Source organism: Aureibaculum sp. 2308TA14-22 (assembly GCF_040538665.1).
GTDB lineage: Bacteria > Bacteroidota > Bacteroidia > Flavobacteriales > Flavobacteriaceae > Aureibaculum.
Genome location: NZ_JBEWXT010000001.1, coordinates 1480064 through 1495755, shown reverse-complemented (window position 1 = coordinate 1495755; position 15692 = coordinate 1480064). Strand labels below are relative to the sequence as shown.

Sequence of the window (15692 nt, the reverse complement as noted above, 5' to 3'; positions counted from 1 at the left end):
TTATAAATGAATACAACCCATTTCATAAAAGATAATTTCCTGCTCTACTCAAAAGAGGCAGAAACATTGTACCATGGTTATGCAAAGGACATGCCCATAATAGACTATCACAACCACCTGTCACCAAAACAGATAGCCGAAGATTTACCTATCGGGAATATTACAGATGCTTGGTTAAGTGGCGATCATTACAAATGGCGTGCTATGAGAGCAAATGGTATTGAAGAAAAATTCATTACCGGAGATTCTTCAAAAGCAGATAAATTTGACAAATGGGCAGTAACGGCACCTCATACATTGAGGAACCCTTTGTTCCATTGGACACAACTGGAACTGAAAAGGTACTTTGATATTGATGAAATTTTGCAACCGAGCACAGCTACAGCTATTTATGAGAAATCGAATGCTGTTTTAGCTAAAAAAACCCCGGCAAAGTTGTTGGAAGAGATGAATGTTGAAGTCATTTGTACTACTGATGACCCTTTAGATAATTTAGAATATCATAAAACCATTGCCAATAAGAACATTTTTACTAAAGTATTGCCTACTTTTAGACCAGATGCATTGCTATTAATTGAAAATGATTCTTTTTATAACTATCTAAAAAAACTAGAAAGGGGTGTTGGGTTTTCTATAGACAATCTGGATAATTTATTGGATGCAATTGAAAGTAGGATAGAATATTTTAATGATAATGGTTGTCGTTTATCAGATTATGGACTGGCACAAGTTTTTGCCTATGATTTTACCGAAAAAGAAGCGGATAGTATATTAAAAAAACGCATCAATGGTGACACAACTACGAAGCATGAGGCAAACCTGTATGCTTCATGTATTTTATTTAAATTGTGCAAAATGTACCATAGCAAAGGTTGGGTACAACAATTTCACTTAGGGGCATTACGCAATAATAACAGTCGTTTACTAAAAGAGGTTGGAGCGGATGTTGGTTGCGATTCCATTGGAGATTTTAGTCAGGCAGAGTCTATGTCAAAATTATTCAATAGGTTGGATTTTCAAGGGTATTTGAGTAAAACCATTGTTTATAATTTAAATCCGTCACAAAATGAAGTATTTGCGACAATGATGGGCAATTATAGTGAAGCCGGGATACCGGGAAAAATGCAATATGGATCCGGATGGTGGTTTTTAGATCAAAAAGAGGGTATGGAAAAGCAACTAAATACACTATCAAACATGGGTCTTTTAAGTCGGTTTGTTGGTATGTTAACGGACAGCCGTAGTTTTTTATCTTTTCCAAGGCATGAGTATTTCAGAAGAATTTTATGTAATTTAATGGCCGAAGATATTAAAAAAGGTTTAGTGCCAAATGATATTCTGTTTATCGGAAAAATGATTCAAGATATCTGTTATTATAATGCCAAGAGGTATTTCAAAATTTAAATTAACAAAATAACTAATAATGAGTAAAGTAGTAACTTTTGGAGAGATTATGCTTCGGTTGGCTCCTCCCGGTTTTTTAAGGTTTTCGCAAGCCAACAGTTTTGATGTGGTTTATGGCGGTGGCGAATCCAATGTGGCCGTTTCGTTGGCCAATTATGGCGTGGATGTGGATTTTGTAACACGTTTGCCTAAAAATGATATTGGACAATGTGCCATGATGGAAATGCGTAAACGTGGTGTAGGAGTAGATAAAATAGTTTGGGGTGGAGATCGTTTAGGAATCTATTTTTTAGAAACTGGAGCAGTAAGTAGAGGTAGTAAAGTAGTATATGACAGAGCCCATTCCGCAATTGCAGAGATAAAATCGGGAATGATAGATTGGGATGCTGTTTTTGAAGATGTAGAATGGTTTCATTGGACCGGTATTACTCCAGCCATCTCACAAGGAGCTGCTGACGTATGTTTGGAAGCTGTAAAAGTAGCAAATGCAAAAGGAATTACCATTTCTACAGATTTAAATTATAGAGCTAAATTATGGACTTACTGTGATGATAGGGCAAGAGAAAAGATAATGACAGAGTTGACGGCATATTGTGACATTGTTTTAGGTAATGAAGAAGATGCAGAGAAACACTTTGGTATTCATCCTGAAGGGCTTGATGTTCATAAACACGGACATGAGGTAAAAGCCGAAGCCTTTCTCTCTGTCTGTAAACAAATGATGAAAAAGTTTCCTAAAGCCAAAAAAGTAATTACCACACTTAGAGGTTCTATATCAGCATCTCATAATACATGGGCAGGTGTACTCTACGATGGAAAAAAAATGTACGAGACCCGTCAGTATCAAATCACCGACATTGTTGATAGAGTTGGCGGAGGTGATTCATTTATGGGTGGATTGATCTATGGATTGTTAAAATACCCTGAAGATGATCAGAATGCATTGGACTTTGCAGTTGCGGCATCTGCTTTAAAGCATACTATAAAAGGAGATGCCAATTTAGTCACTGTAACTGAGGTAGAAAAATTAATGGGCGGTGATGCATCAGGCAGAGTTGCACGATAATTAAGATTTAAAACATGGCACAATTTACAAGAATAGAAGTTGCACAAGCAATGAAAGAAACTGGGATGATTCCTTTGTTCTTTCACAACGATATCGAACTTAGCAAAAAAGTATTAAAGGCTTGTTATGATGGCGGTGCAAGATTAATGGAGTTTACATCAAGAGGTGATTTCGCACATGAAGTATTTGGTGAGCTGACCAAATATGCGATAGAAGAATTACCAGGAATGATAATGGGCATAGGCTCAGTAACCGATGCTGCGGCTGCTTCATTGTATATGCAATTAGGAGCTAATTTTATAGTAACCCCCGTATTGAGAGAAGACATCGCAATTGTTTGTAACCGAAGAAAAGTATTATGGTCACCCGGTTGTGGTACCTTAACAGAGATAGCAAGAGCAGAAGAGTTAGGTTGTGAAATTGTTAAGCTATTCCCGGGAGACATCTATGGACCAAACTTTGTCAAAGGGATTAAAGGCCCTCAACCTTGGACCAATATTATGCCAACTGGAGGTGTTTCACCCACAGAAGAAAACCTCAAGGGATGGTTTGATGCTGGTGTTACCTGTGTGGGTATGGGATCAAAATTAATCTCAAAAGACATATTAACAAATAATGACTTTAAAGGATTAGAAAATAAAGTAAAAAAAGCATTGAAGATTATTAAAAATGTTAGAAAATAATACTAATTAAAAAATAGGATTTTGTTCCTTATAAAAGTGTTTAAGTCAATTTAATAGAGCGTAATAATGAGATATAAATTATTTTTTTTAGCTATATTTTTTATAAGTTTAAGTTCATGTAAAAAAGACGATGGTACAAAAATGCTTTATTTAGCTCATAGTTTACCACAATCGCATCCAGTACATTTAGGGATATTAGAATTTCAGAAGGCATTGGAAGTCAAGTCTAATGGAACCTTAAAAGTTAAGATTTTTCCTGATGCTCAATTGGGTTCAGAAAGAGAAGTATTAGAATTACTTCAGATAGGCAGTGTTGCCGCTACCAAAGTAAGTGCGGCAACCTTATCTAATTTTGTACCTGAATACCATATTTTAGGTATTCCTTATTTATTTAGAGATAAAGAACATCAATTTGAGGTTTTAGAAGGACCAATTGGTAAATCTATATTAGAAAAGGGATCTAAGTTTTGGCTTCGGGGCCTCTGTTATTATGATGCGGGAAGCAGAAGTTTTTATACAAGTAATAAAGCCATTAGAACTCCTGACGATTTAAAAGGACTTAAAATTAGAGTAATGAATAATCAAATGGCAATTAATATGGTAAACGCTATGGGTGGTTCAGCCACGCCATTGGCATACGGAGAACTCTATACTGCTATTCAACAGGGTGTTGTGGATGGTGCTGAAAATAATCCGCCATCTTTTGTTACTTCTAATCATTACGAAATAAGTAAATATTATACTTTAGACCAACATTCTGCTGTACCAGATGTACTTTTAATTGGAACAAAATATTGGGAAAAATTATCAGATAAAGAGAAAGTTTGGGTTCAGGAAGCAGCGGATGAATCTGCTCAAGCTCAAAAGAAATTTTGGAACGACTCCGTTGAAGAATCTATGAAAATTGCAAAAGAAGCTGGTGTAGAAATTATCATTCCGGATAAATCACTATTTGCTGAAGAATCAAAATCAGTTTTAGAAGAATTTGTTAAGGAAAATCCAGAGATGGAAAAGATAGTAAATCAAATTAAAAATTAATTTCCATGGGTACAGCTAAAACTATTTTTAATAAAGTAAATAAATTGTTGGAATGGTCTATGATCATCATTTTTGCACTTTTAGTGTTAGATGTTTTGTTTCAGGTATTTTCAAGATATATTATAGGAACATCTTTTACTTGGACGGAAGAATTTGCACGATTTTCTTTAATATGGTTGACCATTTTAGGAGCGGCTTATCTAAATGCTAAAAGGGAGCATCTGTCCATGGACTTTTTATATGAAAAATTATCGACAACTAATAAAAGAAAAGCGTCAATCCTCATCGAAGTGTTTATATTTCTTTTTGCACTGATTGTTATGGTTATTGGTGGATTAAATTTGGTTTATACTACCTTACATTTAGAACAACTTTCTGGAACACTAAGAATTCCATTGGGTTATGTTTATGCGATAATGCCTTTAAGTGGATTATTAATTATGTGCTTTTCCATCTATCATATTTCAACTATTTATTCAAACAAAATCAAAAATTAATTATGAGCATAGAAGTTATAAGTATTATTGTTTTGTTTGTTAGCTTTTTTATTCTTTTAATGCTTAAAGTCCCGGTAGCCTATAGTATAGGTATTTCAACCACACTAAGTTTATTATTGAATATTGATAAATTACCGGGTTTAACCACCATTGCCCAGCGAATGACTACAGGTATAGACAGTTTTGCGTTATTGGCCATACCGTTTTTTATACTGGCTGGTGAAATTATGAAGCGTGGAGGTATTGCTAACAGGCTTATCAATTTTGCAAAATCTTTAGTGGCAAGTCTTCCTGGTGGATTGGCCTATGTAAACGTTTTGGCATCTATGCTTTTTGGGGCTATTTCAGGTTCTGCTCTTGCAGCGGCTTCTGCAATAGGATCTATAATGACCGATAGAATGGAAGAGGAAGGCTACCCAAGAACGCTAAGTGCCTCTGTAAATATTACGGCTTCAACAACCGGACTGTTAATTCCACCAAGTAATATATTAATTGTATATGCCTTAGCAAGTGGAGGAACGGCTTCTGTAGCAGCCTTATTTATTGCAGGGTATTTGCCAGGTATTTTATTGGGTTTAGCAATTATGGGCTATGTTGCTTTTATCGCTATTAGTAAGAACTTTAAAAGGGGAAAACGAGCCACTTTTTTGGAAGTATGGACATTTTTTAGAAAAGCCTTTTTTAGTTTATTACTACTTGTTATTGTAGTTGGAGGTATCGTGGCGGGGATTTTTACCGCAACGGAGGCGTCTGTAATTGCGGTTTTATATGCAGCAATTTTAGCATTAGTTTATGGAGATATGAAGATGAAAGATTTTCCAGAGATACTATTAACGAGTGGAAAAACGACCGCAGTAGTTATGTTTTTAATTTGTACCTCTATGGCCATGTCTTGGTTGTTTTCTTTTGAAGGCATCCCTGAAATGATTAGTGCTTTTCTATTAGAATCGTTAAATAATAAAATTGCCATCTTTTTGGCTATTAATATTATTTTATTAATTATTGGAACCTTTATGGATATGACGCCAGCGGTTTTAATTTTTACTCCAATTTTTTTACCAGTGGTAACAACATTGGGTATGGATCCAGTGCATTTTGGGATTGTAATCGTACTAAACTTATGTATTGGAATTTGCACACCGCCAGTGGGTACTTTACTCTTTGTGGGCAGTGGAGTGGCTAAAGTTTCGGTAACTCAGGTTATAAAGCCTTTACTACCATTTCTGTTAATAATGATAATTGTTTTAATGCTAATTAGTTTTGTTCCAGAAATATCAATGTTTTTACCAAGGTTATTTAACCTATAATAGGTATTTATTAGCTGAAAAAATGGGACACTAAGTGAGATATTTTCAAATAAAAAAAGAAGTCAGTAAAATTAATTTTACTGACTTCTTTTGATTTAGGCAGTAAATATTTTATTTTAATACCCTAACTGTCGAGGTGGCAGGAGTAACTTCGTTCTTCCTGATTAAGATTTGTTCCAAATTAAAGCAATGCTTTAATTTAATTTAAAACAAAAAAGTTCTCTTAAAAAAATAAATTTTCTCAGAGAACTTTCTGCTTTTGCTTGTCGGGGTGGCAGACTTATCTAAAAAATCATAAAACCCTGTATATCAAATTTTTAAAACACTCTTAACCATATATGTACACCTAATTGCACACTAAAGTCAAAAAGAACTATTTAAAAACAAATATTATTCATCTTTAGAGTTACAAATATACAATTTACATTGAAGTAGTATAAAATTTATTTGATTTTTATTCAATTATAACTTGATGTATTTCTGGTTTATCTTTTAAAATAATTTTTAAGACATAAATGCCTTTTTTATAATTAGATACGTCAATATTCATTTTGTTACTTATACTACCTTTAGAAATTAGGTTTGAGTATAGATCGTAAAGTTCGTAAGAATCGATAGTCTCTTCTTCCTTGGTGTTTTCTTTATTTTGTTTCTTTTCTAAATTTAAGGTCTCGGAAGTTGGATTTGGATATACCGAATAACTGTAATAGTTACAACTCTGGGCCAAATAATAATGGCCAATACTCCAGTCGCTCCAGCCACAATTTCCTTTGACCCTAAAACGAAACGTAGTTACATAAGGGTTGTTTTGCGAGGAAAAAGCAACTCTAACTCCAGCATCAATAACACTATTCGTTACACAACTATAAATACCAGCATTCATCGTGGTATTTATGGGTTGTGATGGAATAATTTGCCAATCCACTTCTGTTATGTTTTCAGGCAAATTTTGTAGTGAGCAACCATTGCTACTGTTTTTTTGAACTCCAAAACTAATATTTGTCCAATTATAATTTATACAGCTCGGTCCTGACCAAACAAGGGTATAGTCATTAATGTCTGGCTTACCTACCGAAACAATTTTCTCAATTACTGTTGTTCCGCCACACATACTCGGATTTGTAATTGTTGCCTTTATCCAACCATTGCCATTTCCGATGGCGGAAAAAGTACACGGGTTAGCACCTTGAGATGAGTTACGTGTGATATTTGAGCTACTAGTCCAATTTATTGTTGATCCGCTAGGTAAATCGAATACAGTATAAGTATTTGATGAACATAAAAAATCATTTCCAGAAAGAGAAGGCGATCTAGTAGTATTAGTCGTTGATGAGCCTGTATTACAAGGGTCGAGCCAATTACTAAGTCTAGTTGAATTTGTACCACCTCCAGTCCATGCTAAATTAAATTTACCGTAACGCATGACGGGTTCGCAACCAGGAAAACCACCATGTAATTGACCTACTACTCTATTATTTTGATTGAAAATGGGTGAACCCGAAGAACCGCCTTGAACTGCTCCATTATCAATATCAGCTACCCAATGCGTATTTATGGCAGATGATGTTCCTCCAGCCCATGACAGTACTGAACTATTAGATGTTAAATTATCATTATCAAAAGAAATTTTCATTACATCACCATTTGGATGATGAATATTTGTTCCAGATGTCGGAGTGTTACTTCTTTTATCCCATCCTGCCCAAGAAATCTGATTATTTCCAACCGGAGATTGATCCATTTCCATCAAGGCAAAATCAGTATTTTGCCACGCAGCCCTAAGTTCAGCTCCGTTATAAGTATAGCCATAATTTGCGGAATTACCATTACAGGATGTCATTTTATATTGGAATTTAAAAAGCCAGTTCTCGGCATTTGATTCTTCGGATGATGATATAACTCCATTATTTGATGTGTCAATACAATGAAACGCAGTTAAGAAATATGGGCGAAAACTTTGATCTGTTGACATTAGCAGGGAGCCACTGCACCATTCGTTACCATTAGATAATAGTATAAGACCAACCGCGTCAGAATGAGTATCCCAACTTGGATAGCAATTAATGTCGTTGTTACATTCTAAGGATGTATCAAAACCAGTAGCACTAGTTGTTGGTAATACTTTTTTGTAGGCATGAACAACCCTTGTTATTGTTAGTTTTGATTCTTTTTTGGAATCATTAGGTTCAAAAAGATAAACTGTTGCTTTGTCTCCACCAATTAGATCTGTTAAGAAAAAACCATTTTTCGGGTTATTTTTGTTTGTTACAGGACCATAAAGCATAGTGCCATCATCATTCGCAATGTAGAGTTCTGCATTTTCCGAAAGATAAAAATCATTAAAAACGAAATTAAGTGAATAAGCCTTTTTAGAATAAAACTCCATTGACCAAAGTTTTCCTCCTCCAAAATCAATCCACTCACCATCATCTAAGGAAATGTTAGTATCAAACGCCTTTCCGAAACGAAATGGTGCAGCCACATCTTTTCTTTTATTATCTTCTTCCACCATTCGCTCAATATTAAACGGAGAGAATGACTTTACATTATTTGCTTTAAATTCACTTTTATTAATTCCAAACTGTTCATGTGAGTTACCATTTGGGAAATATCTAGTTTCTATTTGTCCGTTCGAGATTAAGAAACTTAAAAATGCTGTGATGAGTAGAGTTACTTTTTTCATAATATTATTTTTAAATGAAGGTTAGAATTTTTCTTTAATGGTTATTGTAGAAGATGAATCATAGTTTGGTAAAAGCTAGTTCTATCATTTTGGCAGTATATTTTTTATCTACAGTTATAAAAATTCGTATTCCGGTTTTACAATGACAAGCGAGACAAGGTAATTCTCCATCTTTAAAGTAATTCTCGAATCGAGTTTTGATTATAGAAACTTCTTTTGTTTCTAAAAAATCTATTAATGCTAATTTGGTTTCGTTTTCTGAATTACTGTTTCCAGTTCCCCACGGATCTGAACACGCTGTCTGATTCCAATAAAATTGATCAATAGAATTATCATCATTAGAAGTACAATTTGTATATATAATGAACATTGCTATTAAAAAAATAAATTTTGTTTTCATAATTGAGATTTTATTGTTTTGTGAAAAATAGTTAGAGAAACTCCTTTAATATTTAAATTTATCCAATTTGTTTGTTAACAAAAAAAACCTGTATGGCGAAAGCTTCTATATCTAATATTAAATGCTTTCTCAATTTCTAAACGTGTAATAAAAAACTTTAGGAAATAGGGATTTAAGGTTTTCATTGGTTATAAGAGTTTAGCTCGATGATAGTTGTAAATTTACTTAATTTTATTTATTTTGACAAATAAATTAACATAAAAAAGGGGAAAATCCCCAAAGATAACAGGGTGTTTTTCCCCTTTTAAATTTGTTCCAAAAAAAATAACTTTATAAAGTAGTTAGCTGTTTTCATTTTCGGTTTGCTTTTGCAAACAGGAAAGAGAAGCAAGAGGGTAGCGTGCTAAAGCAACGCTACGGGTGCAATTTGCTTCGCAAAGCTCTATGTTTAAAGGGTTTTTAAAAATGTTAGGGATTTAAGAGTTTGTCAAGATTGTGTCAAATTCTTTGCGAAGCCCTGAAAACATTAGAAACAATTGTCACAATTCATATTGCTTAGGCGTCTATAAATTAATCGAATCTATTTTTGATTTTTCCTGAAATTTATTGAAATGAATCGCTTGGCATATTTTAGAAATTAAGTAGACCACTAATAACAATCCACATAATAAAGCCTATAGAAACTAATGATAATACTGACTTTAAAAGGTTTAGTTTTCCTTGAGATAATCTAATACTTAACCAAATTGCCGAAAGACATAACCCAACATTTGTAAAAACTTGCCAAGTCGGATAGTCAAAGCAAAAGTTTTCTCCAACGAAATAACGTATTAGATAGTTAATAAAATGCCATGCAATAAAACCAAAAATTCCTATTGAAATTAATGATATTTGCTTATTTGTATAATTGTTTTTGGTTTCACTGACCATTGTTAAAGTAATTATATTATGAGTAGAGTGGTTTGAGCAATAAATTTAGTAAAAACAACACGAATAGAAAATCTAAAAGAATTTTAGAAAGCAGGCTTGAACCTATCAGTTAACAATACATAACTTACTAGCTGGGCATTATTCCTTTCGGAATTCTCCAAAAAATAAATTTTCCTTTGTTAAAGAGTCCACTTCTTCTTTGGAGAATTTAGAACGTTTTTTGCTATAATCGCTATAGAATGAATTGAAATCAGTTGGATAATCCGTTCTATCTAGCCACATTTTAAATTCGGCTATGCTTAGAATCATTAAGTCAGAGAAGTGTGATATTACCTCTGGAAATAAAGAAACTACTATATACAAATGATTTTTAGTAATTGAATAGTTAGAATATTTTAGTTCTAAATGTTTAATTCTCTTAATCACTTTACTTTCCCATTTTTCCTTTAAATATTCTAAATGTCGTAACGTGGCATCAAAGTCATTAAAATAAACCTCCAAAGGTAATGCGTGATTTTTTGCCTCTATAATGAGATAATCTCCATTAGCACCTTTCAATATTAAATCTAGGTCGCCTATTTGGTTTTTTCCTTCATAAAGATCTAGCTCTCTGACAACTTCCTCAAATCCAAATTCCTTTGCGACTTCTAAAATTTCATCAATAAAAGCATCTGATTTTTTCTTAATATATTCCTGCTTGATATTTTTGGATTCAATTAAACTATAATGAATATTGGTAAATAAACCGTCTAAAAGTAACTCAGGTGAAATTATTATCATTTCATTCAATGATATTAGAGGTTTTCTTGTTACTGAATGGAATCTAAGTTCTTTTTCATCAAATTCACTTGGTTCAAAAAGTAACCTATCTATTACCTTGTGGAATTTTTTATCAAAATTTTTAAAAAAGGATTTTTTTTCAAACAAATAACAGTTCGAGAATTTTACAAAAGTTAATGGATGTTGAATATTAACATTTCCATTCTCCAATTTTGGTAATTCATCTTCTAATAATTTTAGTCTATTTGTAACCAATAGCAACAGTTTATCTATCAAATCACAGAATTCATTGACAGTCACTCCCAATTCTATTTCAAATAAATCATTTAATGGCTGGTATTCTTTTTTAAAATTTTCAATTAAAATATTATGATGAGTGTTCGTACTTTTTTTAATGCCATTATCAATTTCCGTTCGAAGGAAATAATTGAATATACTTTTTATTTTAGGGTCAGTTTCTAACTTCGACATATCGATTCTAAGGTGTTGATTTCGTTCCCCAGAAACTTGTACATCAAAAAGTTTTATGAGAGAGAATGTTTCGAATTTTGAATTAATAAGCTTTGCATAATTAAGCAGAGCTTGGACTAATTCATCATTAAGTAATTCAACTTCCCCATTTTTCTTGGTTAAAAAATTTGGTTGACCGAATTTTGAAATAAGTGAAATTAGATATCTAAATGATTCTTCGGTTGAGTTTGTTATTAATTTTAGTTTGGTCTTGTCTTCATTTTGTGCACGAGGAAATAAGTGAAGTAATCTTAACCAATGTAAATAATACAGAAAATATAGTAACTCACGAAGTCCACATTTCTGAGTTCCGATTATTAGTTTTTGAATATCCTTATCTATTTCTAAGGATAACTTTTTCAAGGCTTTTTCTTTGTCTGATAGGTTATTCATATTTTGCCCGTAAGTTAAGACACTTAATTTTTTAATTGTTTAATCATATATTCAGCTCCTCTGTATGATAGATTATAAAAATTGATTAACTCTTTATATTCATCACTTAAACTTTCATAAGAGTTCCTAAAGTCTTTGTCCGATTTTATTATGTCCGAAATTATAAAACCAACAAACATATTTAATTTTTTAATGGAAATTAGAACTGTTTCTTTGTCAGAGTCATTATCCCACATATTTTTTAATTGCAGTAAAGAAATACTTTGAGAATGAGAGTGCCAAGATAGAAAATTGTAAATATTGTCATTAATTCCATCATTAATTCCAGCCTCTTTCATAAGTCTTTTCCAGCTCACAGGATAAAATTTTTCTTTATCAAAAATGATTTTCCATTCTTTTTCTATAGTCTTAAAGAATGATGCTTTTTTGTTTTCTGAAAGCTCTAAATATGCTTTTCTTGTTTTTATAGATTTTGTAAAATTTTCTATACTTTTCTTATCTAATTCAAGAACTCTTTTTTCTTCGTCATTTTCAGGTTCTATATTTCTCTGAATTAATCCATATCTCATCCAAATTTCAAATCGTAGCTGTAACAAATCATCTTCCAAACCCGAGTTGGATAAATAGTTTTGAACTAAATAATTTTCTACTACCGTTCTAACTAAGCAATGAATCGAAAAAGGGTCTAGCATTTTGATGCTCAAATTTTTACTCGGCGAGTCAAGTGTTATTCCGTCAATTAATTTTTTGATTGAAAAACCATGAACAAGGAATTTTTGAGTCAAAAGGTTTATATAAAATAAACGCTCTTTGTCAAATTGAGTCTTTTCTTTTTCTATTCTGTCTGCGAATAAACAGAGAAGAATATCCATCAATTTTTCAAACATTGAAAAATGAATTTCAGCCTTACCATATAAAATATCGATTGCGATATGGATTAGATTATCCTGTTTCATTTTTCAAATTAGGTACAACAATTGTATATGTTTCACATCTACACATATTTTATAATACTTACAAATTTAATGGAATTTTTATTTGTGTACAGAAGATATTTTAAAATCAAATAGTTTTCGGTTTGCTTTTGCAAACGGGAAAGGGGAAGAGCAAGAGGGTAACACCCTACGCGATGTTACTTTTCTCTAATTATTTGTTTAACAGGGTTTTAGTTATGTTTGAAGGATCCTGTTTTAACATTTTTGCTGTAAAACGTTCCGAACACCCAATAAATAGGTTATTTTTTGCTGTAAAATGTAAGAGTTTGTAAAATTTATTCTTTTGTAGCGGAGAAAACTACCGCATCCTCTCGGGAGGATTTGGTTCATTTTTAAACTGGTGGATTCTCATCCGCAAATGCCAGCCTCTAAATCCACAAGTTTAAAAACGTTTATATTTTTGCCTTAAAATACTTTTTTAACTCTGCGACCATCGGGAGCAGACAAGTGGTTTTTGTGGCAACAAAAACACATCTTGCACTTATCGCAATGCCTTAAGAATTGAAGTGATTTTTAAAACTAGATTATATGAAATTATTTTCTAACTTTCAAAAAAAACAGTTGCTTTTGAAAAGAAAAATATAAAAATCTAAATTTAACTAATACTTAGAGAACGTTTCGATTCAATTGTGTTTCTTTTTTTATTTTCAAAACGTATCATTAAATTTTGAATGTCCTCACTAATTTTATGTTCCAATACTCTGGCATAAATTTGTGTAGTCGATAATTTAGTATGCCCTAATAATTTGGATACGGTTTCAATAGGAACACCATTAGATAAAAGTAACGTAGTCGCAAAGGTGTGCCGAGCGATATGAAAAGAAATGTTTTTACGAATACCACAGGCTTTTGCTATTTCTTTTAAATAACTATTCGTTTTCTGATTGGAGTAGAGTGGAAGCAATAATTCAGAACCAACCTCTTTAGAAATAACTTTGTACTTCTCAACAATAACCAAGGCTTTTGGTAAAATAGGTATTTTAACAGTTTCATTTGTTTTTTCACGCTTTGTATAAATCCAATAGTTAGTATCAATACCTTTGACAATCTGATGAACCGATAATTGCTTTACATCGATATAAGACAAGCCTGTATAACAAGAAAAAATAAATATATCTTTTATCCTTTCTAATCGTTCACTCTTAAAATAAGTATTCTCAATAAGCTCTAGTTCTCTTTGAGAAAGATATTGCCTGTCATACTTATCAAACTTCATTTGAAATCGACTAAATGGATTTTTTACCAACCATTCCAATTTAATAGCCAAGTTTATCATTTTTTTAAACCGTTCCAAATGTTTCATTACACCATTATTGGTCAATGTTTTCCTTTTTGCTGTGGGATTATAATTTCTAAGGAACTGCTCAAAGTCAATGATAAATCGATAATTCAGTTGCTTTAAATAAATATCATCCGATTTTAATTTTTGGACTAGAAATTTGTTCAAATATCTTTCGGTAGTATAATAATTTTTCATCGTACCAGACTTTAAGACCGAAACCATATTGGTGTTATGATACTTTATAAGCTCGTTAAGTGTTTTAAGCTGGTCGTCTTCACCCAAATATCGAGCTTTGATAGATTTAGCAGAGATGATTTTGAACTCCTCTAAAAGCTGTCTGTGACAGTCCAACAATTGACCATAAACTTGGTCTAAATACTTGTTCAGGTTTCGAGAATTTGATGCTGTTCCCCTTGCTCGGGACTTAGAATTGTCCCAATTGCACACCTCTATACACCTTTTCAGACTGATTTCTGCACGTATTCCGTCAACGGTAATACGTGCGTAAATAGATAATTCTTTAGGGTTACTACGTGATTTTCTTGTAAAGAAAATTACTCCGAAAGTGCTGTTTTTCTGCATGTTATAAGTCTTTAGTTAAACATTATTTGTTTGTAAAGACGAAAGTCAAATCGCTTCTAAAGTTCTTTAAAGATAGAGAAAAATCAGGATAGAACTGCACACCGAATTGCACACCTATTAGTTGGTTTTAAATGAAATCAATTGACATCATTAAAAACAAAAAACACTGATAATCATACGATTAACAGTGTTTTGATTTCCCTTAAAAAGGGTTCGTCGGGGTGGCAGGATTCGAACCTGCGACCTCCGCGTCCCAAACGCGGCGCGATAACCGGGCTACGCTACACCCCGAAATGGTTATCTAATATCAATATAAATAATTAATTGATATTCAATTGATGGTTATTTGGATTAACTATGTTGATCCCTTTTACCACATTTTGCAAATTAAATCTAGAAAAGAGCCTTTGGCTCTTTAAGCTTTAAACGCCTCAACGTTTTACAAGCGAGCTTGACAACGTTGTTCCGTTTAAATCTCTTTTCCATAGATTTATTTGATTGCGGAGAGGAAGGGATTCGAACCCCCGGTACCCTTGCGAGTACAACTCCTTAGCAGGGAGCCCCGATCGACCACTCCGGCACCTCTCCAAAATTAATGAACTACACTATCTAAAGTGCGGGTGCAAATGTAATAAAATTTGATAATTTAAAACCTAATATTTTAATAGAAATTATCAAATTTTTAAATCAATGTAAAAATTATGTAAATGAATGAAATAAGAGTCTAATTGTCACTTGTATAGCCCTCAATATCTCGTCTATCTTTTTTAGTAGGGCGTCCCGTTCCTTTTTTTCGGTAATAATCTTTTGAATACTTCAATACTTCCATATTCTCAAAAGCTTCTTTGGGTGTAATGTCCCTGCGGTAAAGATCAACCAGTTTAGCACCAACACGGTTAGGTGGTAAGTCTAACACTTCTAACTCATAATTTATTTGATTTTTACGGACAACTATTTTTTCACCTATAAAAACTTCTTTAGATGGCTTACAGTTAGTATTATTTATTTTTATGTGTCCTTTCTTACAAGCCTCAGTTGCTTTACTTCGCGTTTTATAATAACGTGTAGTCCATAAAAATTTATCTATTCGCATTATTTATAAATAAAAAAAGCTCATTTATAACTTAAAATGAGCTTTTTAT

General features: G+C 32.6%; 12 protein-coding genes and 2 tRNA genes. 6 read left to right on the top strand and 8 right to left on the bottom strand.

What is annotated here, in order from left to right:
• The first annotated feature begins 6 nt into the window (after window positions 1-6).
• The 6 genes from uxaC to U5A88_RS06580 all read left to right on the top strand — a co-directional run bounded on the left by uxaC (window position 7) and on the right by U5A88_RS06580 (window position 5995).
• On the top strand, window positions 7-1404 hold the full coding sequence (gene uxaC, locus U5A88_RS06605; protein WP_354204870.1) for a glucuronate isomerase: 1398 nt from the start codon (window positions 7-9) through the stop codon (window positions 1402-1404).
• Between the two features lie 19 nt (window positions 1405-1423).
• On the top strand, window positions 1424-2470 hold the full coding sequence (locus tag U5A88_RS06600; protein WP_354204868.1) for a sugar kinase: 1047 nt from the start codon (window positions 1424-1426) through the stop codon (window positions 2468-2470).
• Window positions 2471-2484: 14 nt separating this feature from the next.
• Window positions 2485-3153: a bifunctional 4-hydroxy-2-oxoglutarate aldolase/2-dehydro-3-deoxy-phosphogluconate aldolase gene (locus tag U5A88_RS06595; protein WP_354204866.1), complete on the top strand. Its 669-nt coding sequence runs from the start codon at window positions 2485-2487 to the stop codon at window positions 3151-3153.
• A 66-nt stretch (window positions 3154-3219) separates the two neighbouring features.
• Window positions 3220-4191: a TRAP transporter substrate-binding protein gene (locus U5A88_RS06590; RefSeq protein WP_354204864.1), complete on the top strand. Its 972-nt coding sequence runs from the start codon at window positions 3220-3222 to the stop codon at window positions 4189-4191.
• 5 nt (window positions 4192-4196) lie between these two features.
• Window positions 4197-4688 carry a TRAP transporter small permease gene (locus tag U5A88_RS06585; RefSeq protein WP_354204863.1) on the top strand — a complete coding sequence of 164 codons (492 nt, stop codon included), beginning with the start codon at window positions 4197-4199 and terminating at the stop codon, window positions 4686-4688.
• Window positions 4689-4690: 2 nt separating this feature from the next.
• Window positions 4691-5995: a TRAP transporter large permease gene (locus U5A88_RS06580; protein WP_354204861.1), complete on the top strand. Its 1305-nt coding sequence runs from the start codon at window positions 4691-4693 to the stop codon at window positions 5993-5995.
• A gap of 454 nt (window positions 5996-6449) precedes the next feature.
• On the opposite strand, the gene U5A88_RS06575 is transcribed toward U5A88_RS06580, so the two are convergent.
• The 8 genes from U5A88_RS06575 to U5A88_RS06540 all read right to left on the bottom strand — a co-directional run bounded on the left by U5A88_RS06575 (window position 6450) and on the right by U5A88_RS06540 (window position 15643).
• Window positions 6450-8678, bottom strand: coding sequence for a T9SS type A sorting domain-containing protein (locus tag U5A88_RS06575; protein WP_354204859.1), 2229 nt, complete (start codon window positions 8676-8678; stop codon window positions 6450-6452).
• 58 nt (window positions 8679-8736) lie between these two features.
• Window positions 8737-9078 (bottom strand): hypothetical protein, encoded by a 342-nt coding sequence (locus tag U5A88_RS06570; RefSeq protein WP_354204857.1) that lies wholly within the window; start codon window positions 9076-9078, stop codon window positions 8737-8739.
• 1068 nt (window positions 9079-10146) lie between these two features.
• A complete protein-coding gene (locus tag U5A88_RS06565; protein WP_354204855.1) occupies window positions 10147-11691 on the bottom strand; it encodes a hypothetical protein in 1545 nt (514 codons plus the stop codon).
• Between the two features lie 23 nt (window positions 11692-11714).
• On the bottom strand, window positions 11715-12647 hold the full coding sequence (locus U5A88_RS06560) for a hypothetical protein (RefSeq protein ID WP_354204854.1): 933 nt from the start codon (window positions 12645-12647) through the stop codon (window positions 11715-11717).
• Window positions 12648-13281: 634 nt separating this feature from the next.
• The gene (locus U5A88_RS06555; protein WP_354204852.1) at window positions 13282-14550 is read right to left on the bottom strand and encodes a site-specific integrase; all 1269 of its coding nucleotides are present in this window, start codon (window positions 14548-14550) and stop codon (window positions 13282-13284) included.
• A gap of 216 nt (window positions 14551-14766) precedes the next feature.
• Window positions 14767-14841 (bottom strand) — tRNA-Pro (locus U5A88_RS06550).
• A gap of 210 nt (window positions 14842-15051) precedes the next feature.
• A tRNA-Ser gene (locus tag U5A88_RS06545) sits at window positions 15052-15138 on the bottom strand.
• A gap of 136 nt (window positions 15139-15274) precedes the next feature.
• A complete protein-coding gene (locus U5A88_RS06540; RefSeq protein WP_354204850.1) occupies window positions 15275-15643 on the bottom strand; it encodes an RNA-binding S4 domain-containing protein in 369 nt (122 codons plus the stop codon).
• Window positions 15644-15692 lie beyond the last annotated feature (49 nt).